The 23554-nt window shown below is 51.8% G+C and carries 20 protein-coding genes; 3 read left to right on the forward strand and 17 right to left on the reverse strand.

Going from position 1 to position 23554, the window contains the following annotated elements; translation table 11 throughout:
* The first annotated feature begins 39 nt into the window (after nt 1-39).
* Nucleotides 40-1161, forward strand: a complete 1122-nt coding sequence (locus AAZR23_RS08440) for a cupin domain-containing protein (protein ID WP_218426352.1) — start codon at nt 40-42, stop codon at nt 1159-1161.
* A 67-nt stretch (nt 1162-1228) separates the two neighbouring features.
* Here the strand turns inward: AAZR23_RS08440 and AAZR23_RS08445 are convergent, their stop codons facing one another.
* The 9 genes from AAZR23_RS08445 to lolC form a co-directional block, all read right to left on the reverse strand.
* Nucleotides 1229-2284 carry a fimbrial protein gene (locus AAZR23_RS08445; RefSeq protein ID WP_434691862.1) on the reverse strand — a complete coding sequence of 352 codons (1056 nt, stop codon included), beginning with the start codon at nt 2282-2284 and terminating at the stop codon, nt 1229-1231.
* Nucleotides 2285-2291: 7 nt separating this feature from the next.
* A complete protein-coding gene (locus AAZR23_RS08450; protein ID WP_434691864.1) occupies nt 2292-4694 on the reverse strand; it encodes a fimbria/pilus outer membrane usher protein in 2403 nt (800 codons plus the stop codon).
* Between the two features lie 7 nt (nt 4695-4701).
* Entirely contained in the window at nt 4702-5379 is a 678-nt protein-coding gene (locus tag AAZR23_RS08455) for a fimbrial biogenesis chaperone (protein ID WP_434691867.1), read from the reverse strand.
* A 40-nt stretch (nt 5380-5419) separates the two neighbouring features.
* Nucleotides 5420-5992 carry a fimbrial protein gene (locus AAZR23_RS08460; protein WP_434691870.1) on the reverse strand — a complete coding sequence of 191 codons (573 nt, stop codon included), beginning with the start codon at nt 5990-5992 and terminating at the stop codon, nt 5420-5422.
* 264 nt (nt 5993-6256) lie between these two features.
* Complete coding sequence (gene pepT, locus AAZR23_RS08465; protein ID WP_182107949.1) at nt 6257-7489, reverse strand: peptidase T; 1233 nt, start codon at nt 7487-7489, stop codon at nt 6257-6259.
* 51 nt (nt 7490-7540) lie between these two features.
* Nucleotides 7541-8389 carry a Sir2 family NAD+-dependent deacetylase gene (gene cobB, locus AAZR23_RS08470; protein ID WP_052925968.1) on the reverse strand — a complete coding sequence of 283 codons (849 nt, stop codon included), beginning with the start codon at nt 8387-8389 and terminating at the stop codon, nt 7541-7543.
* 114 nt (nt 8390-8503) lie between these two features.
* Entirely contained in the window at nt 8504-9751 is a 1248-nt protein-coding gene (gene lolE / locus AAZR23_RS08475; protein WP_434691872.1) for a lipoprotein-releasing ABC transporter permease subunit LolE, read from the reverse strand.
* Entirely contained in the window at nt 9748-10443 is a 696-nt protein-coding gene (gene lolD / locus AAZR23_RS08480) for a lipoprotein-releasing ABC transporter ATP-binding protein LolD (RefSeq protein WP_214095856.1), read from the reverse strand. Before lolD ends, lolE begins: the two co-directional genes overlap by 4 nt.
* A complete protein-coding gene (lolC, locus tag AAZR23_RS08485) occupies nt 10436-11638 on the reverse strand; it encodes a lipoprotein-releasing ABC transporter permease subunit LolC (protein ID WP_046894944.1) in 1203 nt (400 codons plus the stop codon). The genes lolD and lolC overlap by 8 nt, the downstream gene beginning before the upstream one ends.
* A gap of 239 nt (nt 11639-11877) precedes the next feature.
* Here lolC and mfd point away from each other — a divergent pair, with 239 nt between their 5' ends.
* Both mfd and AAZR23_RS08495 read left to right on the forward strand, forming a co-directional pair.
* Complete coding sequence (gene mfd / locus AAZR23_RS08490; protein ID WP_434692430.1) at nt 11878-15318, forward strand: transcription-repair coupling factor; 3441 nt, start codon at nt 11878-11880, stop codon at nt 15316-15318.
* A gap of 152 nt (nt 15319-15470) precedes the next feature.
* Nucleotides 15471-16640: a pyridoxal phosphate-dependent aminotransferase gene (locus tag AAZR23_RS08495; protein WP_434691877.1), complete on the forward strand. Its 1170-nt coding sequence runs from the start codon at nt 15471-15473 to the stop codon at nt 16638-16640.
* An 81-nt stretch (nt 16641-16721) separates the two neighbouring features.
* Here the strand turns inward: AAZR23_RS08495 and umoD are convergent, their stop codons facing one another.
* The 8 genes from umoD to AAZR23_RS08535 form a co-directional block, all read right to left on the reverse strand.
* Complete coding sequence (umoD, locus tag AAZR23_RS08500; protein WP_107678710.1) at nt 16722-17210, reverse strand: UmoD family flagellar biogenesis regulator; 489 nt, start codon at nt 17208-17210, stop codon at nt 16722-16724.
* A 399-nt stretch (nt 17211-17609) separates the two neighbouring features.
* Nucleotides 17610-18914 (reverse strand): NAD(P)/FAD-dependent oxidoreductase, encoded by a 1305-nt coding sequence (locus tag AAZR23_RS08505; RefSeq protein WP_107678711.1) that lies wholly within the window; start codon nt 18912-18914, stop codon nt 17610-17612.
* 434 nt (nt 18915-19348) lie between these two features.
* Nucleotides 19349-19897: an alpha/beta hydrolase YcfP gene (gene ycfP, locus AAZR23_RS08510; RefSeq protein WP_260250154.1), complete on the reverse strand. Its 549-nt coding sequence runs from the start codon at nt 19895-19897 to the stop codon at nt 19349-19351.
* On the reverse strand, nt 19894-20916 hold the full coding sequence (gene nagZ, locus AAZR23_RS08515; protein WP_166708161.1) for a beta-N-acetylhexosaminidase: 1023 nt from the start codon (nt 20914-20916) through the stop codon (nt 19894-19896). The genes ycfP and nagZ overlap by 4 nt, the downstream gene beginning before the upstream one ends.
* A gap of 18 nt (nt 20917-20934) precedes the next feature.
* Nucleotides 20935-21777: a hypothetical protein gene (locus tag AAZR23_RS08520; protein ID WP_434691882.1), complete on the reverse strand. Its 843-nt coding sequence runs from the start codon at nt 21775-21777 to the stop codon at nt 20935-20937.
* Nucleotides 21767-22351, reverse strand: coding sequence for a penicillin-binding protein activator LpoB (gene lpoB / locus AAZR23_RS08525; RefSeq protein WP_107678714.1), 585 nt, complete (start codon nt 22349-22351; stop codon nt 21767-21769). Before lpoB ends, AAZR23_RS08520 begins: the two co-directional genes overlap by 11 nt.
* Before the next feature lie 21 nt (nt 22352-22372).
* Complete coding sequence (hinT, locus tag AAZR23_RS08530) at nt 22373-22723, reverse strand: purine nucleoside phosphoramidase (RefSeq protein ID WP_046894936.1); 351 nt, start codon at nt 22721-22723, stop codon at nt 22373-22375.
* Between the two features lie 43 nt (nt 22724-22766).
* Nucleotides 22767-23546 (reverse strand): metal-dependent hydrolase, encoded by a 780-nt coding sequence (locus AAZR23_RS08535; protein WP_046894935.1) that lies wholly within the window; start codon nt 23544-23546, stop codon nt 22767-22769.
* Nucleotides 23547-23554 lie beyond the last annotated feature (8 nt).

Consider the following 23554-nt stretch of genomic DNA (forward strand, 5'->3'; position numbering starts at 1 on the left):
TTCATCTGCCTGATCACGGCGTTTATTGAGGACGACTACATGGATTATGAACTGAATTTAGACTGGCAGACCTTTATGGAAAGCCACTGGCAAAAACGTCCGTTACTGATCAAAGGTGGTTTCCGCAATTTCCGCGATACGATTTCCCCGGATGAACTGGCGGGACTGGCGATGGAAAATGAAATCGACAGCCGTATGGTTACCCGCTTCAACGGGAAGTGGGATGTGCGCCACGGACCATTTCAGGAATTTGACGGGCTGGGAGAGAAAGACTGGTCTATCCTGGTTCAGGCCGTTGATCACTGGCATTTCCCGTCTGCCGCACTGATGAAGCCGTTCCGCTGCCTGTCTGACTGGCGTATGGATGACCTGATGATCTCTTATTCTGTCCCGGGCGGCGGTGTGGGTCCGCATCTGGATCAGTATGATGTATTTATTATCCAGGGTCAGGGGCGCCGCCGCTGGCGTGTCGGGGAAAAAATCCCGATGAAACAGCACGCGCCGCATCCGGATCTGTTACAGGTCGATCCGTTTGACGCTATCATTGATGAAGAAATGGTACCGGGCGATATCCTCTATATTCCGCCCGGATTCCCGCATGAAGGCTATGCCATTGAGGAATCACTGAACTATTCCGTCGGTTTCCGTGCACCGAATGCCCGTGAACTGTTCAGCGGCTTTGCCGATTATATCATTGCCAATGAGCTGGGCAGTTACCGCTACAGTGATCCGGATCTGGCGTTCCGCGATAATCCGGCATTAATTCAGCAGGGTGAACTGACCAAGCTGCACGGTATGATGCAGGATTTACTCGACCAGCCGGATGTGTTCCGCCAGTGGTTCGGTGAGTTTATCTCTCAGTCCCGCCATGAGCTGGATCTGGCACCGCCGGAGCCGTCATACAGCCCGGATGAAATTCAGGAACTGCTGTCTCAGGGCGAATCCCTGTTCCGCCTGAATGGTCTGCGTGTACTGCGTGTTGGTGATACTTGTTTCGTTAACGGCGAAGCCCTGAAAACCCCGCATATTGAAGCCGCAGACGTACTCTGTCAGTATGATGAAGTGACTGCTGCTATGCTGGGGGATGCTATCAGCGATCCGGAATTTGTGACGCTGCTGACTGTCCTGATCAATAGCGGTTACTGGTATTTTGATGATTAATCAGCAATAAAACCCTGTTCACCGTTCAGATAAAAACGCCACGTGATATCACGCACGTGGCATTTTTTTACTGATAGCGGATAGTGTAATTCAGGATAGTTTCTGCCGTTCCCGGCTCAATAATATCCCGTGTCTGCACAAACGCAGCCTGTAACCGGAGCTCTGCCCGCTCAGCAGTAATCTCATCAAATAAAAGCGATTCCCCGAACGTAACCGGTCTGCCATTGTGCAGCAGCCTGACCCCCACACCGGCTGCACTGCCTTTTTGCCGCGTCAGCTTCAGTGTTCCCGGGCTGTTTTTCGCGGCAAATACATTGCCGGTCAGGCGAATGTCCGCCCGTATCAGTTTGCTGCATTGCAGTGCGATCGTCAGATTGCGGACACTCCCCGGGGCAACAGAGCCTTTACCGCTGAAATCTGTCCGCGATACGATACCTAAATCCACATCGGTTTCCGTCTGCGGATCAAGATCGCAGGAATGTTGCCTGACCGTAAATTCGCCCAGATGTAACCTGGATTCAACAATATGATACCTTTCCCACGGCCACTGTCCGTCAACACGCATTGAGAGCTGCCCCAGATAGCCGCCGGGATGATGTGCCGTTATTTGCGGTTTCAGCTTATAAAGAGTGACCATAACCCGCACCCGGTATGACTGAGACGGCTTCATCCCGCTGCGGATCGTACACAACCGTTTATTGGCACTGTTGTTGTCCGGTGAGTCACGGCCATCCACATAATGTGACGACTTCATACATTCCGGATGCTCCGCCACCGCTCCCAGGCTGTAACCAATACCACCGGGAAGTTCATAGATTGTTTGCCCTGAGGCGTGCTGTATTTTATTACCCGGTATACCGCCCACCAGCACAAATTCAATCGTTTTACCCGGTTCAATCCGGCACTGATAGGCATCAATACTGTCAGAGAAAATGGTTTCTCCGATCTGTCCGCCGACAGGGATATTATCCGCCGCGTTGATAACGTTGCCGGGTATATGAATAGTCGCCTCCGGTGTTATCAGTACACAGGTTTCCCCGGCTGAAGCAGATAAAACTCCCCCTGCTGTCAGCCAGAAAAAGAAACCGGCACCACATAGTATTCTGAACTGAAAAAACATCATTGCTCCTTTACCGGCATATCAGCGGGAGAGTTATCAGTCCCTGCTGCTCCGGCGGAATAGTAAAATCTGCTTCACACTGCCTGTGCATTCCTTTTCCCCAGACCGCCTGTAAACGCCCCTGCACCGGTAATCCGCTGAGATACACCTCCCCGTCTTCACCGGTAATGCCGCTGACGGTGCTGCCATCTGTTTTTTTCACCTGTATCCGTGCCGCAAACGGCACCACGCCCCCGGGGGTCCGCAGCGCGAAAATTGCACGAAAGCCGCTGTTCACCGCAAAACGGACAGGCACCACCGCACCTTTAGACGGGATCACCTGCACGACCGGATTATCCGCATCGGCATTATCCGGCAACGTTTCCGGATCGATACGGATAATATTCTGATGGTAATGACTCAGATGAGGAATGACACTGAACCCCGTACGGTCAGTCCGCGCGGCTGCCCGTGATGCTATACGGACTCCGGCGGCAGTGCCGGTATCTGCCAGACCGTTGGTTTCCCCGAGCGGTCGTGACAAGGTGATGCCTTTTTCGTGAATGATCAGCCCGCCCTGAACATTCCCGCTCAGCATGTTGTGATCACGGCTGTGATTGATACTGCCGCGGATATCGGCCAGGTCATGCCGCCAGCGCAATTCCGCACTCTTATGGTGAACAGCATCCTGCTGCTGATACCGGTGAGTGACTGAATACCCGAGACGTTGTTCATCCCCCGTCAGGCCATTTGCTGATGACTGAAAAGATGATTTTCCTGCCTGATGGTGATAATGAAAGTGACTGCGGGCCTGCTGACCGGCAAAATCCAGTGGTACTGACAATGAAACAGACACCCGTTTATCGGCTTTACGGTAATGACCACCGGTACGGTACTGAGCATTCACACCGTAATGCACCCGGCCGATATGGCTGAAGTAGCCGGCATCCCTGCTTATCAGTGTCCGGTCTCCGCGCCCGCTGTGCCCCGTGCGGTTATAATTATATCCTGACGATACCGCACCGTTGTCTCCCGGTAACGGCTGTACCAGCCGGGTCTGCCATTGCCGTGAGTGTTGTTCACTTGCTGCGCCGGTATTAAGCAGTGTTCCGGTCAGCGGAAAAAAAGTCTGGTAATTGATCCGGTAGCGGGGATTCTGTTTTGCCTCTGTATGCCGCATCAGAATATCGGCGGAAATCCCGCCGGCCGCGCCCATATTCAGCCCCGCCCCGACCCCGCTGCTCAGGGCATGAGATGCCGCATAACCACCACCATATAATGTCAAAAAGGAATTGATGCCGTACGCCGCAGTACCCTGCATAAACAATTTTTTGTTGCTATTCCTGTACCGGTTGTGCTTTCCGGCATCCAGAGTATATTTCAGCTGACCTTCCCGCTGCATAACCGGTACGGACGTTCCGTACTGTGTAAAATACTGCACAGTACCGTCCGCTTCCTCCAGCGTGATATCCAGCGCCGTGCCCTGATACGCATTATTCAGATCATCAATCACAAATTCACCGGCGGGCAGCGACTCCCGGCGGATAACGACACCCTGTTGCCTGATGGTCAGTTCCGCACTCTGTCCGGCGATACCACGGATAACCGGCGCATAGCCCTGCTGATTCAGCGGATGCATATCGCTTTGTGAGGTCAGCCTGATCCCCCTGAATACCCTGCTGTCAAACAGCACATCACCACTGAACACGTCCCCCAGCTGTAACTCACTGCGCCAGGGCGCAATAGCGCGGTACATCCGTAAACGCTCTGACTGCCATGTCATTTTTCCGTTCCGGTGCTCTGCTCTGCTGTGATGACGCAGCCGCCAGAATCCGGCATTGAAACCACTTTTCAGTGACAGGGTATGTCCGGTGGTGTGGCTGAACCGGCTGCTGTTGCGGGAGAAGCGATAATCATAATTAAGCATAAATGCGGTGATGCCCGGCTCCCATAACGCAGCATCAGCCCCCCGCTGTTCATCCGTCAGAAAAAACCGCTGCGGAATCGTAATATCCAGCACCTGCTGTGCAGCGTCAAAATGCAGCGTGACACCACTGACCAGAGCGGCGATATCCTTAATCTGTTCAGTATGATCTGTTGCGGCAAAAGCAGGTGATGCATCAGAACGTAATCCCCATACCAGCCACTGTCTGCGGGTTAACGCCGGCAACAGCATTTTTTGTTGCGGCTGATACCGGAATTCCAGCCACTGCCCGCTGACAGTCCGCTGATTAACCCTGACGGTGACAAAATAGCGCCCTTCTTCCTGAAACTGCCGTTCACGCAGATACTGAAACTGTGCAGGGTCCATCACCGGTTCATCGCCGTTCAGGCCAAGCGCTGCCGGATTAAAATATGGCGCGGCAGATATCTTTGCGGAAAAAAAAGCCGGAAGTGCCACCAGAAGAAAAAAATAAGGTGTTCTTAATTGCATAGTATTATTATTTTTTAAACGTCACAGGTTTGGAAATAATTCCGCCGAAGTCAGAAATATAGCTGATTGTGATCTTGTCTTTATTATGGATTGCAGTTACCGGTACAGTGAGCGATTCAAACGGGACAATCATATCTGAAACGGTATGTTCTTTATTATTAACAGTAACATCTCTGACAGTAATGTGAAAAGGGGTGTTATTAATGATATTTATTTTATTACCTTTTCGCTCATACCTCAGATTGTTATAGTCAGGTTCAGTCAGACTTTCAGGCCGGTAGAAAAATTTAAACTTTGAATTGATGACAACCTGAAGCTTATTTTTCCTGTGTTCTTCTGTTTCCGGAATACCCCTGACATTCAGCCAGAGCAATGTTTCTCTGTCATCCGGAAAAGCGGGGTTTTTAACGATAACACGCAGGATACCTTTTTTCCCCGCATCCAGCTGAAAGAGAGCCGGTGTGAGAATAAAGTCCTTACTCTTTGTTATACCATCCTCTTTTTCAACCCAGCCCTGAATTAAGTAAGCTGTTTTTTTATCGGTATTATCAACAGGAACAGCGATCATTTTTTTATCCTGCGGATAAATAAACCGGGTTCCGCCAACGACGACCGCTGCGGTTGCCTGGCTTATTACAAAGTATATAAGAATAAAAAAAGTGAAATAGTTTTTCATGGTGCACATTATCCGTGGCGGCAATAATGATTGCCGCCGGTATCAACTGTTACTCGTAAGAAACGGTGTAATTAATGGTAGCATTACCCGTCCCCGGGGTTGCCTGACCAGTTGCCTGGTAGGCTGCGCTGTAGGTCAGTGTGTAGTCACGTGAATCATTTCTCAGCGTAATATCGCGAGCACCGGCAGCAGGGTTTACCGGGTGATTACCGGTACCGGCAATATTGGTAATCACGATACCGACATTACCGGCACTTCTATCATCTGCATTCAGTGCAAACAGTGCGGCATTATCTTTATGCGCAGAGCCGGTCATTTTAATTTTTAAGGTCGACATGGATAATGAACAATTTGTTATATCAATATTAAAATTCTCTGCCGGCGTCATGTCATCTTTATTTTCCAGCAATAGTACGGAATGACTTCCGAGATCTACCTCAATATCATTTTGAGTGATATCACAGCTTGAATCTGTGATCTTACCTCTAAATGAAATATTTCCATTAATTTCAACAAGATCTAGAGGTTCTTGCTCACCTTCAATTACAGGATCTTTTGCGAATGAATTAACTGACAGTAAAAATAAAGAAGAAATAAATAATTTTTTTTTCAACGAAGACATAAATAATTACCTTTAAAGTATATCAATTATATATAATTTTAATGACATAAATTATATAACAAGAATTATATTGCACTGAGATTTGACAGGTATAAAACCATATCAGCAACAGTTAAACAAATACAAAACAAAAATAAGATAATGAAGAATAAAAAACATCACACTACCGGGAGAGATCTTACTCTATTTATTAATTTACTTATTTAATAAAAAAGCCACCTTTATTAAGGTGGCTTATTGATATTTAATTGGTATTGATATTATTTATTTTTTCATATCCAGTGCCGTTAATTCTGCAATCCGCATAATCACAGAAACAGCCTGTTCCATCCCTTCCAGTGAAATAAACTCATGTTTACTGTGGAAGTTATAACCGCCGGTGAACAGGTTCGGGCACGGCAGGCCGCGATAAGAGAGCTGTGCGCCGTCAGTACCGCCGCGGATCGGTTTGATATCCGGTTCAATATCGCAGTCAATCATGGCTTGTTTCGCCAGTTCAATCACATGCGGGTGTTTCACCACATGGTCGCGCATATTGTAATAGCTGTCATCAATCGTCAGCTCAATATAGCAGTCCGGATGCAGGCCTTTACCGACTTTTTCCGCAATAGCAATGATATTACTTTTGCGTTTTTCAAAGTTGTTACGGTCAAAATCACGGATGATATAGTGCATTTCCGCGCGTTCGACAGTACCTTTAATACTTTGCAGATGATAGAAACCCTCATAACCTTCGGTATTTTCAGGGGTTTCTTCCGGCGGTAATTCGCTGTGGATGCGGGTTGCCAGTGACAGCGCATTCACCATCACGCCTTTGGCACTGCCCGGATGCACATTATTCCCCTCAATACGGATGGACACCGCCGCCGCATTGAAGTTCTCGTATTCCAGTTCACCGACACCACCGCCATCAACGGTATAGGCCCACTGCGCACCGAATTTTTTCAGATCCACATACTGCGCGCCGCGGCCGATTTCTTCATCCGGCGTGAACGCAATACGGATATCCCCGTGCGGAATATCACTGTTTTTCAGACGGACCATCGCGGTGATAATTTCCGCAATACCCGCTTTGTCATCCGCGCCCAGCAGAGTTTTCCCGTCGGTCATAATCAGGGTTTTGCCCAGCATGGTATGCAGTACCGGGAACATCACCGGTGACAACACCTCATCACCGATACCCAGGGCGATATCACCGCCGCGGTAATTTTCCAGAACCTGAGGATTCACATTACGCCCGGAGAAATCCGGTGAGGTATCAAGGTGAGAAATAAAACCAATGACCGGTACCGGCCAGTCAACATTCGCCGGTAGTGTGGCCATCACACAGCCGTTGTCATCCAGCGAGACATCTGATAACCCCAGCGTTTTCAGCTCTTTTTCCAGAGCACGCGCCAGCCTTAACTGACCATCGCTGCTCGGCGTCAGTTTCGCTGATGGCTTCGACTGCGTGTCAAAAGAGACATAACCGAAAAAGCGCTCTAATAACTTATCCATGTGTTCCCCCAATAACATTGATTTCCTATTATCGGGGAAACATAAATTGAGTTATTGCGTCAAATCAGATTTAGTGTTGTTAATCTGCGCCAGTAACTGACGGACATACTCCGGCACCACCTGTCCGGCAGGTCCGTAGTGACACTCCTCAAACTCACTCTGTACCTTGCTCGGTTCCAGATTAAGCTCGACAGTATGCGCCCCGCACAACCGTGCCTCATGAACAAACCCGGCAGCCGGATAAACATGCCCGGAAGTGCCGATGGCGATAAAAATATCGGCCTCATTCAGCGCCTGATAGATTTCATCCATACCGAACGGCATTTCACCGAACCAGACAATATGCGGCCGCAGCGGTGACGGGAACTGGCAGCAGTGACAACGCTCATCGGCTGACAGATCACCGGTACACGACTGAACCTGGCCGGACATGGCACAACGGATTTTCAGCAGTTCGCCGTGCATATGAATGATCCGCTGACTGCCTGCGCGTTCATGCAGGTTATCAATATTCTGGGTAACCAGCAGGAAGTTATCCCCCAGAACCTGTTCCAGCTCCGCCAGTGCGAGATGTGCCGGGTTCGGCTGCACGTCCGGGGACTGTAACTGACGGCGGCGATCATTATAAAACTGCTGCACCAGACGCGGATTACGGGCGTAACCTTCCGGTGTCGCCACATCTTCGATGTTGTGCTCTTCCCACAGCCCGTCTTCCGAACGGAATGTCCGGATACCGGATTCGGCAGAAATCCCCGCCCCCGTCAGCACAACAATTTTCGGTTTAAACTGATCCATTTTCCCGGCCATCCATTTGTCGCGATAGAAAAAGCGTAAGTGAAAACGCTGGCGCAGGATCCGCCGCTGTTTGCGTAATTTTCTTAATCGGTGCGTTCTGCGCATCATCCGGCCTTTGTTCATCACTGTCTCCGTTCAGGGTAATGCATCTGCACTTCGGTTTCAAAACTTCGGTTTCAAAACTTCGGATTCAAAAAATCCTTTCAATTTATGCGGGTTTTACTGCCCGCTCAGAATACGCGCCGGTTCAAGACGGCAGGCGCGTCTCGCCGGATACCAGCTTGCCAGCAGACTCAGTACAATGGTGGTTAAGACCACATACAGCAGATCTGTCAGCCGCAGTTCCGACGGCAGAAAATCAATAAAATAGATATCACCGGACAGCAGTTTATGTCCGATAAGCCACTCAACGCCCCGGATAAGCGGTGTCAGATTCAGCGCCGCCAGTGTGCCCAGTACCGCTCCGCTGATACAGCCGACCATACCGGTCAGCAATCCGTACCAGAGGAAAATAGCGCGGATCAGGCTGTCTTTTGCCCCCAGCGTGCGCAGAATGGCGATATCACCGCTTTTGTCTTTTACCGCAATAATCAGGGTGGAAACAATATTAAAGCACGCCACGCCAATCACCAGAATCATCGCCAGATACATAATACTGCGCACTAACTGAATGTCGCTGTACATGTAACCGTATTCGTTGATCCAGCTTTTATAGAAAACGTGTTCACGGCTGGCTTCTGCCGCCCGCAGAACAATATCATTGGCATTGAAAACATTATCCGTACGGATTTCGATACCGGTGACACCCTCGCCGTAATCCAGATACTGCTGCGCATCCGCCAGCGGGATCAGCGCCAGCCGGTGATCCAGCATACCGCTCAGACGAAAAACACCAGCAACCTGCAAACGGATGCGTTTCGGCTGTAACAGGCGCTCAGTGCTGTCATGATTCGGGATCATGATAGTGAGCCATTCTCCCGGTGCAACGCCGAGCGATTTTGCCGCGCCGTCACCGAGGATTATCTGACTTTTCCCGGCCTGAAATCCGGCCCAGGCATTATCCGCGACAAACTCCGGCAGCCCGCTGACCGCCGGCTGAGTGGCCGGATCCACTCCCATCAGCTGCATCGCCTGCAATTTACTGCCTTTCTCCGCCAGTCCGGTAAACTCGATATACGGGCTGGCCGCGACCACGCCGGGGGTGTTTTTTATCCGCAGCAAGCTCTGCGCCCAGGTGTCAAACGGCTGCTCAACGGTGGAAATCTGTCCCTGCGGCACAACGGAAAGCACCCGGTTCTCCAGCTCGCGCTCAAAGCCGTTCATGGCGCTCAGCCCGATAATCAGTACCGCCACCCCGAGCGTGATCCCCAGAGTGGAAATCACGGAAATCAGCGAGACCATTCCCGCCCGTTTCCGCCCTTTGCTGAAACGCAGCGCAGTCAGTAATGACAGCGGTAATGCATTCATAGCGCCGTCTCCGGCTGTGCATTCAGAATACCGTCACGCATTTCCATCTGACGCCCCATTTTCGCCGCCAGAGAGAGATCGTGAGTCACCACCAGAAACGCCGTGCCGAGTGTCTGATTCAGTTCAGATAACAGATCAAAAATACTTTGCGCATTGCGCTGATCCAGGTTACCGGTCGGTTCATCCGCCAGCACCAGCGACGGCTTGTTCACCAGCGCACGGGCAATCGCCACCCGCTGGCGCTCCCCGCCGGAAAGTTCAGACGGACGATGATGCGCACGCGCTGCCACACCGACACGTTCCAGCATATCACCTGCCTGTGCCAGAGCTTTATCCCGCGCCATGCCGCCGATCAGCAGCGGCATCGCCACGTTTTCCGCCGCCGTAAAATCCGGCAGCAGATGGTGAAACTGGTAAATAAAACCCATTTCCGCATTACGCAGTGCAGACAGCGCATTCTGGCTCATAGCGGAGAGTGCGGTGCCGTTAAAAATCACCTCACCGGAGGTCGGGGAATCCAGCCCGCCGAGCAGATGCAGCAGTGTACTTTTCCCCGATCCGGAGCTGCCGACAATCGCCAGCATATCCCCGCGCCGGAGTTCAAAATTGACCTGTTTCAGGACATCAGTTTCCACTGTGCCCTCATGATAGGATTTGCATAACTGACGACATGCCAGTAATAACTCACTCATAACGTAAAGCCTCCGCGGGTTGTACCGCTGCCGCCCGCCACGCAGGCCAGAGTGTGGATAATAAAGAGATAAGCATGGCTGCCGCGCCGATGGTTATCACGCGCAGCGGCTCAATCACCGTCGGCAGGGCGATTCCTTTCGGGATCAGCCCCAGCAGCGGCATCAGAATATTCAGTTGTGAAGAGAGTAGCGTGCCCAGCAGGACGCCGATCACTGAGCCGAGAATCCCCGCGCCTGCCCCCTGGATCATAAAGATCAGCATAATTTTACCGCGTGTCATACCCAGCGTTTTCAGGATGGCAACTTCGGTCTGTTTTTCCATCACCAGCAATGCCAGTGAGGTAATGATATTAAATGCGGCCACGGCAATAATCAGGCTGAGCAGCAGCCCCATCATATTTTTTTCCATGCGCACCGCCTGGAAAAACTCGCCTTTCTGTACACGCCAGTCTGTCCAGACCAGCCCTTCCGGCAATGTCTGCTGACTGAGGCTGTCCACCTGCAACGGCTGTGACAGATAAAGACGCCAGCCGGTGATACTGCCCGCCGGATAGCGCATCAGACGCGCCGCATCTTCCTGATTCATCAGTACCTGAGTGTTATCGGATTCACTGCCGGAGGAGAAAAAGCCCGCCACGGTAAACAGACGCTGGCTCGGGATGCGGCCCATCGGCGTCAGCTGTGACACATTCGGCACCAGGATACGGACACTATCCCCGCGCTTAAGCCCCATACGTTTCGCCACGCCCTCGCCGACCACCACATGATATTGTCCTGCCGCCAGGTCAGACGGCCGGGTATTCACCAGATAATCCAGCAGCGGCTCATCCCCCTGCGGGTCGATCCCTGTCACGGAGGCGATCCCCACATTGCCGGTGCTCTGTAATACCACGTCGCCGGTCACAATAGGTGCGGTTTTCACCACATCGCGCAGCCCGGCTAATTGTGATACCGGATGCACCTGCGGGTCCAGCACGCCGTTTCCGGTGGTGATCACTGCCTGCGGCATAAAATTGAGAATACTCTGCTGTAATGAGCGTTCAAAACCGTTCATCACGGATGTCACGGTGATAAGTGCTGTCACCCCCAGCGTGATGCCGATGGCGGAAAGCAGCGATACGAAACGGGCAAAGCGATCTGTGCCGCGCCCCCGCATGTAACGCAGACCGATTAAAAATGAGACAGACTGAAACATGAAATCTGAACGCCCCTGTTGCCAAAGCGAAGTGTTCAGGGATAATAAAGGCTCCGGTTGATGAATGGAACCACTCCCGCCCGTTTGCGGCAGTTTTTTTTCATTGACGGTCAGCGTGTTGCCGGTATCAGACCACCTCTGAACCGGCGGCGCGGCGGCCTTTTATTGCCCGGACAAGCCACTCCGGTATGGCAGAACCTTGTTACCTGACAGAAACACGCAGCCCGATGGAAAACCGAATGTCGCTGAAAACACGTTATGAACTTCCGGCCCGTGCCGCAGATACCCGCCAGCTCGGTGAGATGACCGGTGCAGCCTGTGCGGTGGAAGCCGCGTCGATAATTGAACAACACGACGGCCCCGTCATCCTGGTCACCCGCGATATGCAGAATGCCCTGCGGTTGCGGGATGAAATCCGCCAGTTTACCGCACAGCCGGCAGAAACCCTCGCCGACTGGGAAACCCTGCCGTATGACAGTTTTTCACCGCACCAGGAGATTATCTCCAACCGGTTATCCACCTTATACCGTCTGCCAACCCTGGAAAAAGGCGCACTGATTCTGCCGGTCAATACATTAATGCAAAAAGTGTGTCCGCCTGAATTTCTCACCAGCCATGCACTGGTGATGGCAAAAGGGGAAAAACTGTCGCGGGATAAGCTGCGTGAAGAGCTGGTTCAGGGCGGTTACCGCAGTGTGGAACAGGTGCTGGAGCACGGCGAGTTTGCGATTCGCGGCGCATTACTGGATCTGTTCCCGATGGGCAGCGAACTGCCGTTCCGGATTGATTTCTTTGATGATGAAATCGACAGCCTGCGCACCTTTGATGTTGATACCCAGCGTACACTGGATGAAGTGAACGCGATCAATCTGCTGCCCGCCCATGAGTTCCCGACGGATAAAGATGCCATAGAACAGTTCCGCAGTCAGTGGCGGGAAATCTTCGAAGTGCGCCGTGATCCGGAACATATTTATCAGCAGGTCAGCAAAGGTACGCTGCCCGCCGGGATTGAATACTGGCAGCCGCTGTTTTTCACCGCACCGCTGGTACCACTGTTTGATTATCTGCCTGACAACACGCTGCTGGTTACCCAGGATTTGCAGGAGTCTGCCGACCGCTTCCGCCGCGATGTACAGCAGCGCTTTGAAAGCCGGGGTGTCGACCCGATGCGGCCATTGCTGCCGCCGTCACAACTGTGGCTGACACCGGAAGAACTCAATCAGCAGATGAAAACGCTGCCGCGTGTGCAGCTTAATAATGACAAACTGCCGCGCAAAGCTGCTAATACTAACCTCGGCTACACCCCGCTGCCGGATCTGAAAGTCAATCCGCAGCTGAAATCCCCGCTTGATCCGCTGCGCCGCTTCCTGGAAAGCACAGACGCTGCCGTGATTTTCTCGGTGGAAAGTGAGGGTCGCCGCGAAAGCGTGCAGGAATTGCTGGCGCGGATCAAAATCAAACCGGCGGAAATCCGCAGTTTGCAGGATGCAACCGTACCGGGTATTTATGTCATGATCGGCGCTGCCGAGCACGGTTTTGTTGATAATGAGCGTCAGCGCGTCCTGATTTGTGAAAGCGATATGCTGGGTGAGCGCGTGGTGCGCCGCCGTCAGGACACGCGCCGCACGATTAATACAGACACGCTGATCCGCAACCTCGCGGAATTGCGCCCCGGCCAGCCGGTGGTGCATCTGGAGCACGGTGTCGGCCGTTATCAGGGATTAACTACTCTGGAAGCCGGAGGGATCAAAGCAGAATACCTGATCCTCACTTACGCCGGGGAAGATAAACTGTATGTGCCGGTATCGTCCCTGCATCTGATCAGCCGTTATGCCGGGGGCGCGGATGAAAGCGCGCCGCTGCATAAACTCGGCGGCGAGGCGTGGAGCAAAGCCCGTCAGAAAGCGGCGGAAAAAGTCCGCGATGTGGCCGCTCAGTTACTGGATATTTATGCACAACGGGCCGTCAAACCCGGTTTCGCGTTTAAGCATGATCGCGAACAATACCGCGAATTTTGTCAGTCTTTTCCGTTTGAAACCACCGCAGACCAGGAACAGGCTATCAACGCCGTGCTGAGCGATATGTGCCAGCCGGTGGCAATGGACAGGCTGGTGTGCGGCGATGTCGGTTTCGGTAAAACCGAGGTCGCAATGCGGGCAGCGTTCCTCGCCGTCAATAACCATAAGCAGGTTGCCGTGCTGGTCCCGACCACCCTGCTGGCGCAGCAGCATTATGATAACTTCCGTGACCGTTTCGCCAACTGGCCGGTGCGGATTGAGGTCCTTTCCCGTTTCCGCAGCGCCAAAGAGCAGCAACAGGTGCTGGATGATACCAAAGAAGGTAAGGTGGATATCATTATCGGCACACACAAGCTGTTGCAGAGTGATGTGCACTGGCATGATCTCGGCCTGCTGGTGGTGGATGAAGAGCACCGTTTCGGCGTCCGTCATAAAGAACGTATTAAGGCCATGCGGGCCAATGTGGATATCCTGACCCTCACCGCCACACCGATCCCGCGCACCCTGAATATGGCGATGAGCGGCATGCGTGACCTCTCTATTATCGCCACACCACCGGCAAGACGGCTGGCGGTGAAAACCTTTGTCCGTCAGTATGATGAGCTGGTGGTGCGGGAGGCGATTCTGCGTGAGGTATTGCGCGGCGGTCAGGTCTATTATCTCTACAACGATGTGGAAAACATTGAAAAAGCCCGTGACCGTATTGCGGAGCTGGTACCGGAAGCCCGTGTGGCGATCGGCCACGGACAGATGCGTGAGCGCGAACTGGAACGGGTGATGACTGATTTCCACCACCAGCGTTTTAATGTCCTGGTATGCACCACGATTATTGAAACCGGTATCGATATTCCCAGCGCCAATACCATTATCATCGAACGGGCCGATCATTTCGGGCTGGCACAGCTGCATCAGTTGCGCGGCCGTGTCGGGCGTTCACACCATCAGGCCTATGCCTATCTGCTGACACCACATCCGAAAGCGATGACCACCGATGCCCATAAACGTCTGGAAGCTATCGCCTCGCTGGAAGATCTGGGCGCCGGGTTTGCGCTCGCCACACACGACCTGGAAATCCGTGGTGCGGGTGAATTGCTGGGGGATGACCAGAGCGGCCAGATGGCCAGCATCGGTTTCACCCTTTATATGGAATTGCTGGAAAGCGCAGTCGATTCCCTGAAAAACGGCAAAGAGCCGTCGCTGGAAGATCTCACCCAAAATCAGACCGAAGTGGAGCTTCGCATGCCCGCTCTGCTGCCGGACGATTATCTGCCGGATGTCAGTATGCGTCTTTCCTTCTATAAGCGGATTGCCAGTGCACGCAGTGATACCGAACTGACAGAACTGAAGATTGAGCTGATTGACCGTTTCGGCCTGCTGCCCGATGCCGGACGCCACCTGCTGGCGGCTGCCGGTTTGCGCTTACAGGCGCAGCAACTCGGGATACGCCGGATTGAAGCACAGGAGAAAGGCGGTTTTATCGAATTCAGTGAGAAAAACCATGTCGATCCTTCTTACCTGATCGGGCTGCTGCAAAACAATCCGAAACAGTACCGGCTGGATGGCCCGTCAAAACTGAAGTTTATCTGTGACCTGACCGATCGTACCAAACGTATTGAGTTTGTCGCGGATTTACTGACGGCCTTTGCCGCTCATCCTGTATAACGCACAACATCCGCACTATCAGGCAGGTGCCGGTTTCGGCCGGCACCACCAAAATGAATAAAAATCCATTTATTATGAATATTAATTTGCAAGATAATTGTTAGTTCGGTTAGTATTTACCAAAATATAATGACAACAACAGGGTAAATACTATGGATCGTCGTTCGTTTCTGAAATCAACAGGGATCGCACTCGGCGGCTTAACCGCTGCTTCTCTGATCAGTACCGGTCATGCCGCCACTGATACCGCTTCTCCCGCTGTTAAAACCGCGCCGCTCAGTGCAGAAAATCCGCTGCTGCTGAACTTCAATGAAAATTCTTTGGGGATGTCGCCGAAAGCCCGTCAGGCGATTATTAATGCACTTCCCGGCGCGTTCCGTTATCCGGATGCTGCCCGCGAAGCGCTGATTGAACAAATCGCCGCGCATTTCTCACTGACGCCAGAACACATCAGCCTCGGAAACGGGTCATCAGAAACCATTCAGGCAGCAGTGCAGATGCTGGTGGCGCAAGCACAGAAAAAACAGCAGCCGGTACAGCTGATTGTGCCGGACCCGACCTTTAATTATGCCGAACTGTATGCAGAGCCGCTGGGTGTGAATATTGTCAAAGTCCCGCTGAAAGCCGATCTCTCTTTCGACCTCACCGCGATGCAGGCAATTGCGGATAACTTTGCCGGTCATTCCGTTATCTATATCTGTAATCCGAATAACCCGACTGCCATGATCACCCCTGCCTCACAACTCGCGCAGTGGGTGAATCAGGCGCCGCCGCAGCAGAATTTTATTATTGATGAGGCTTATGCAGAATTTGTATCTGACCCGCAATTTAAAAGTGCGGTTGAATGGGTGTCTGCCGGTAAATCCAATATTATTGTGACCCGGACATTCTCAAAAATATTTGCCCTGGCCGGACTTCGTGTCGGTTATGGTATTGCCGTACCGGCAGTGACAGAACAGATAAATAACTTCAATTCTATCGATAATACTAATATCGCAGGCGCCGTTTCCGCACTGGCATCCCTGAATGATAAACCGTTTATTGATTACAGCCGTCATTCAACGGATGTAGCGCGGGAAATTGTGGTGGCCGTACTGAAAGAATTAAATCTGCCTTATGCACCATCACAGGCTAATTTTATCTTCCACAAAGTGGACGGGGATGTAAAAACCTATCAGCAGCGGATGAAAGAGAACCATATTATGGTCGGCCGTGAATTTCCGCCGGTTACCGGCTGGAGCCGTCTGACATTAGGGACACCGGAAGAGATGCAGCAATTCGTTGCGGTATTAAAACAGTTCCGTCAGAAAGGCTGGGTTTAATTTCCGGTTATATTAAATAAAATTGACTGATACCGGTTTACTGAATAAACCGGTATTTTCTTTTTTTGTCCGCTGCACAATTTATTTTACGCTATCCAGCCCCGGCAAAATGATCAGCCGCCCTGAATTATCCACCGGCATCGCATCACCGGGATTATAATTGATTCTGACCTTACCGACGGTATTGTTAATTTTATATACCACATCATAGCCGATAACCCGCTGTTCATAAGTGTACGCCGTGGTGCAGGAGCGGTATGTCGGGCCGCCGTACACCTTCGGTTCATGCAGCAGTGTTTCATACAGCAGATACGGGGTACACACCTGTTCTGTCGGGTGAACGATATCCAGAAGCTCCCGTTTATACGGCCCCGGCATGGTTGTCAGGTCACAGTATTCGTGGCGCACCGGTATCGTCGCCGTAATCGGTTCGGATGAAAGAACCTCAGCAACAGCGGGACGTTTATGTTTTATCACAGCAAGGGAAATAATTACCGCAAAAATAACAAAAAGAAGCCCGAGCCCTGTAACAGTTATTCGTGATAACGGTTTCCATTTAGTTTTATTCATTGTCAAATTATCTAAATATCCAACGGTAATTATTAGGATTATTCCTATCGCACAACGGGGGGTATTTTTTAACTGTTTATCTGTCGTGCTATATTCCTTCAGTGCCGCTAAATAAAGGTTAAATAATATTGAATTAAAATCTTGTCCCTGTAATTTATTAATTCAATACGGCTGTGTGTGTACTGACAACGATCAACATTCATTAATAAATGAGCAGTATCTGCCTTATTTTGTTCATTACTACCGGAATTATCTGTTAGTGATGATACTGAGCGCCTGTTTAATAATACCTTTTTTGTGCTGCCTCAAATTTGAGCGATCTGTATTTCCTTGTGGTCAGCAGGGTTTCTTACTGATAAAAAATGACGCCCGGAGGCGTCATTTTTAGCGGAGATCAAATTAATGCAGTTTCAGCCGCGGCCGGATAATCCGGTTTATTCCGCCGACCAGCATCATCAGCCCGGTTTTTATATAACCGTGCAGTGCTATCTGGTGCATACGGTACAATGAAATATACATCACGCGGGCGATCCGCCCTTCAATCATCATATTTCCGCGCATCAGGTTCCCCATCAGACTGCCGACCGTACTGAAGCGGGACAGAGAGACCAGAGAGCCGTGATCTTTAAACACATAATCCTTCAGCGGCTTATCATTAAGCACCGCAAGGATGTTGTGATAACAGCGGGTGGCCATCTGGTGTGCTGACTGTGCACGCGGCGGAACAAATCCGCCCTCTTTTTTCGGGCAGGATGAGCAGTCGCCGATAGCAAAAATCGCATCATCGCGGGTGGTCCGGAGCGTTGGTTTGACCATCAGCTGATTGATGCGGTTAGTTTCCAGTCCGCCGATCTCTTTCAGGAAATCCGGCGCCTTGATACCGGCTGCCCAGACCATCAGGCTTGCGGTAATATGCTCACCATCTTTTGTGTTCAGGCCGGATTCATCGGCACTGGTGACCATAGTCTGTGTCATGACTCTTACGCCCAGCTTGCTCAGTTCCTGATGTGCTGCACCGGCAATTTTCGGCGGCAGTGCAGGCAGGATACGCTCACCCGCCTCCACCAGTGTCACATTCAGCGCATCCGTGTTCAGACCTTTAAAACCGTAGCTGTGGAGCTGCTCAACGGCGTTATACAGTTCTGCGGACAATTCCACCCCGGTCGCACCGCCGCCGACAATGGCGATATTCACTTTTTCGCCTTCGCCGTGGCTGGCGGAATATTTCAGGAACAGGTTCAGCATCTCATTATGGAAACGTTTTGCCTGTGACGGACTGTCGAGGAAGATACAGTTCTCTTTGATCCCCGGCGTCCCGAAATCATTGGAAGTACTGCCCAGCGCCATTACCAGGATGTCATAATCCAGGTTACGTTCCGGTACCAGCAGGTCACCGTTGTTATCACGGATTTCCGCCAGGGTGATATTTTTGCTGTCGCGATCCAGTCCGGTCATAGAGCCCAGCTGGAAATTAAAATAGTGATTGCGGGCGTGTGCCAGGTAGCTCAGGGCATCCACGCCGTCATCCAGAGAACCGGTCGCCACTTCGTGTAACAGCGGTTTCCACAGGTGGCTGCTGTTGCGATCGACCAGAGTGATTTCTGCTTTTTTCTTCTTACCCAGTTTGTGGCCGAGCTGCGTTGCCAGTTCCAGCCCGCCTGCGCCACCGCCGATAATCACAATCTTCGTATTCGGTGTAGTCATAACATCCTCTGAAAAATAATCTAACGTTATCTCAGGGCTCTTCAGGAAAAACAGTGAGATAACATCAGACAAAACTGAATCGTGTCACACCATGGTATACCACAACAGGTAATTTGGTCATACCATATTTGATCATAATCAAATTTTGGGTAATCCGGCGGTAAAATGCAAACATTATTTTAAAGTTAACAAGAATATTTTACTTTTGGTTTACCTCTGATGTTTTCTTTAATCACCGGATTAACTTTTCACAGTCACCCATGGAAAAAGCCTGTTATCTTGCTGATCCGCCAGCAGAAAGTTATTGATATAGCGCAATGACCGGAAAGATACGTAAGAGATACCGCACAGGGAAGGCAGTTTTGAGACAGGAATCGCTTCAGTTGAGGCGTAAAAAAACCGCGCCTTCAGCAGGCACGGTCATTTTACTGATATCAGGCTTTTTTAAACGGTGTTTTAAACTCTTTGATTTCCTGTAAATGACGGGACAGATCTTTAAATTTATGAGCCTGCTCTTCATCCCAGATAACCTGGTAGTAAGGCGATAAAGTATCATGCGCACGCTGACTATCCAGTGCTTCATCATTGCGGGACAACAACACCAGGCAGTTCTGCCGGTTCAGGGTGCGGAAATCCGAAATACACTTGGTCATGATATCCAGATACTCTTCCGGGCGGTCGATTTTACCTTCCATATTTTCATACGGGAACAGGTTCGGGTTTACCATCACCTGACGAATTCCGCACAGGTAGCCGACACGTTCAGCCCAGAAGCCTCCCAGCCCCACGCCCAGCACAATGGCCGGACCGTCGCTCTGTTTTACCGCTTTATCCACTTCGGTCAGCAGATATTTCATGTCATAACGCGGATGCAGTGTGCTGTAACTGATAAAACGGACATCCGGGTCCGCAAATTTCAGCTGCATCACTTTTTCATGATTGCCCGGGCTGGTTGAATCAAATCCATGAAGATAAATAATCATGCTCGCTCCTGCCATTGTTCGTGTAATACGGATAGGGTTTTGTTCGCCTGCTGCCAGCGCTCACTGCGCTGCAATTCGGCCAGATCATAACCTTTACCCCGATGATACAACTTATCAATACGTTGTGCCGTGATAACAGGCAAATTATCAAGGATAGTCACAGCACCTTTACGGTTATTACAGACCAGGATCATATCGCAGCCCGCATCCAGTGATGCCTGACCGCGTTCGGCATAACCACCCATGACCGCCGCCCCTTCCATTGACAGGTCATCCGAGAAAATCACCCCGTCAAACCCGAGCTGCTGACGCAGTACTGATTTCAGCCAGTACGGCGAGCCGCTGGCCGGACGATCATCAATCTGTGTATAAATCACATGAGCAGGCATGACAGCATCGAGCAGGCCACGCTGGATAAATTCACGGAAAATCGCCATGTCTTTACCGCGGATCACCGCCGGGTCGCGTTCATCACGCGGCGTTTCTTTGTGGGAATCCGCACTGACCGCGCCGTGTCCGGGGAAGTGTTTACCGGTACTCGACATTCCGGCGCTGCGCATACCGCGCACAAAACGCTCCGCCATCTGCGCCGCAATATCGCCGTCCTCATGGAACGCACGCGAGCCGATAGCCGCGCTGCCATGCCCCAGATCCAGCACCGGCGCAAAACTGATATCAATATCCATGGCGATCATTTCCGCCGCCATCAGCCAGCCCGCTTCTTCTGCCATCGCAGAGCCGGTGAGCGGGTCATTCAGCAGTGCAAAAGATTGCGCCGCCGGCAGACGGGTAAAACCCTCTTTAAACCGCTGAACGCGTCCGCCTTCCTGATCAACCGCAATCACCACACGGTTGTCGCGGGTGGCTTCACGGATCTGCCGCGTCAGTTCACGCAGCTGTGCCGTGTCATGGAAATTACGGGTAAAAAGAATCACGCCCCCGACAGAAGGGTGGCGCAGAATTTCGCGCTCTTCGCTGTCCAGCTCATACCCTTCAACATCTAACATTACAGGACCCATGGTGACACCTCGTTATATTTACCTGAGCCCGGCGGCGGCTTTCAGCGCGGCCGGGTATTGCAGAAACTGCGGGTCGCCGGTTTGTCCCCAGCGGCTCTCAAACCACATAACCATCATATAATCTGCCCGTGCCTGCCAGCGGCAGGTCTGCGCCAGTACGCGCTGCGGACAGTGATAAGCAGAATAATAACGCAGAAAAGTGTGAATTAACGTCAATGACCAGTTATTGGCACGAAAAAGTGTGGCGAGAGAGAGGCCGATATCCGTGTCAGCGGCGTATTCCCAGTCAATCAGATGCAGATCACCCGCTGCGGTCACGATATTACCGGGATGGATATCCATATGTGCAGGGGCGAGTTTCAGCGGCTGTGGTTCCGCTTCGCGCATAAAGTGACTGTGGATGCGCAGCAGCTGTGGTGTGCGGCGGCGTTTGTCCGTCAGATGAAAATGGCGGTCTGCCTGCGCTTTGAGCGTCAGACGGTAACCGGTCTGCGGCTGGTTATGCAAACGGCTGACCAGCGCCGCCAGTTGCGGCATAAACGCCGGTTCCTGCATCTGTTCCGGCGGCAGAGTTTTCCCCGCCACCCGGTACAGCAGCAACCAGCCGTGGCTGAAGCCCGCCACACGCGGCGCCAGCCCGCTGTCACGCAACCGGTGCAGAATACGTGCCTCTTTCTGACGGCTGACACCGATATCCGCACTGTGTGCCGTCTGCGCTCTGCCAATCAGAAATACATCATTTTGTTCAATACTGACACTTTCCCGTGTCAGTCCGTTCAGCGGACGGATTGTCCAGCCGCCGGCCGGCAGTGCGGGAAAGTGTTCAGCGAGACATAACAGTAACGCGCTGTTACTGCTCAAGCACCGCGCCCTTACCGGACCAGATGATTTCACCGCTGCTGACAGACATCAGCTGCATTTCCATCTGACGGGCATCGCGGGTGCCGGTCACCACACTGTACAGCACATAGTCGGCATTCAGGTAACGCGCCAGACCGATAGCTTTGCTGCGCAGAGTCAGTGTGTCGTTATCCCCCATCCCAAGCACTGACATAGCACTGCTGACCGCACCGGCCGGGATCACATTCAGCACCCCGGTTTTTCCGATGGTATTCATCAGAGCACCGGTCGCGACATTGGTTTGCAGGCTGCTGTTGGTCTTATTACCGACTTTATTGACCAGCAGTGTGCTGCCCTGATTCACGCCGTCACTGTGTACCATCTGATTAACCAGCGGTGTGATGCTCTGTTCCCATTCGATTTTCTTCATTTTCGGTGGCACAGGCACCGTATCTGACGGCGGCAGCGGCGGCGGTGTGGTATCCGCAGGCGGAGGTGTTACCGTATCCACCGGAGCCGGAGGTGTTACCGGTGCCATTGAAGGACACCCGGCCAGCAGCCAGACAGAGGCAATCACACATAAAAGACGTTTCATCACGATTCTCCTGTCTGCCGGTTATTTTGCCAGCATCGGCCCCAGATGACGGCCGCCGACCAGATGCATATGAATGTGGAACACTTCCTGTCCGCCGTGACGGTTACAGTTCATAATCAGGCGGTAGCCGTCATCCGCAATCCCTTCCTGCTGCGCGATTTTGGCTGCCACGGTGATCATATGACCCAGAACCTGTTCATCTTCCGCAGTGACATCATTCACGGTAGGAATAAGATGATTGGGAATAATCAGAATATGCGTCGGTGCCTGCGGGGAAATATCACGGAACGCCGTGACGCTGTCATCCTGATAAACGATATCAGACGGAATTTCACGACGAATAATTTTACTAAAAATAGTTTCTTCGGCCATAACCTGCTCCTGTAATTAATCAGCCTGACAGACGGGTCCGTATTTACCGGACTGACACCTGAAACAGACGGCTGAAATTGTCAGTGGTGATCTCAGCAAGCGCCTCAACGCTCACCCCTTTTAATACCGCCATATACTCCGCCACATCACGCACGTAAGCGGGCTGGTTCTCTTTGCCGCGGAACGGCACCGGTGCCAGATAAGGTGAATCTGTTTCCACCAGAATACGATCCAGCGGCACAATCCGTGCGGCTTCGCGGATCTGTTCTGCGTTGCGGAAGGTCACGATACCGGAAAAGGAGATATAAAAACCTTCATCCAGCAGTGCCGTTGCCGTCTCTTTATCCTCGGTAAAGCAGTGTAACACGCCGCCGCACTCCCCGGCCTGTTCTTCGCGGATAATCGCCAGGGTATCTTCACGGGCATCGCGGGTATGTACAATGACCGGCTTATTCAGTTCACGTCCGATGCGGATATGCTCACGGAAAACATCACGCTGAAGCGCCGCATTCTCTTTCTGATAGTAGTAATCCAGTCCGGTTTCGCCGAGTGCCACCACACGTTTATCCGCTGCCAGTTCACGCAGCAGTGTGAAATCATACGGCTCATCCAGATTCAGCGGATGAATACCACAGGAAAAGGCCACATCCGGGCGTTCGCCAATCAGCTCGCGCATTTTGGTATAACCCGGCAGGGTTGTCGCAACCGCCAGCGCATATTTCACATCACGCTGTGCGGCTTTTTGCATAACATCATCCACACTCTCGTGCCGTTTTTCATAATCCAGACAATCGAGGTGGCAGTGGGAATCGACTAAAAACATAATTAACC

The sequence above is a fragment of the Morganella sp. Je.2.23 genome, assembly GCF_051129855.1.
Taxonomy (GTDB): domain Bacteria; phylum Pseudomonadota; class Gammaproteobacteria; order Enterobacterales; family Enterobacteriaceae; genus Morganella; species Morganella sibonii.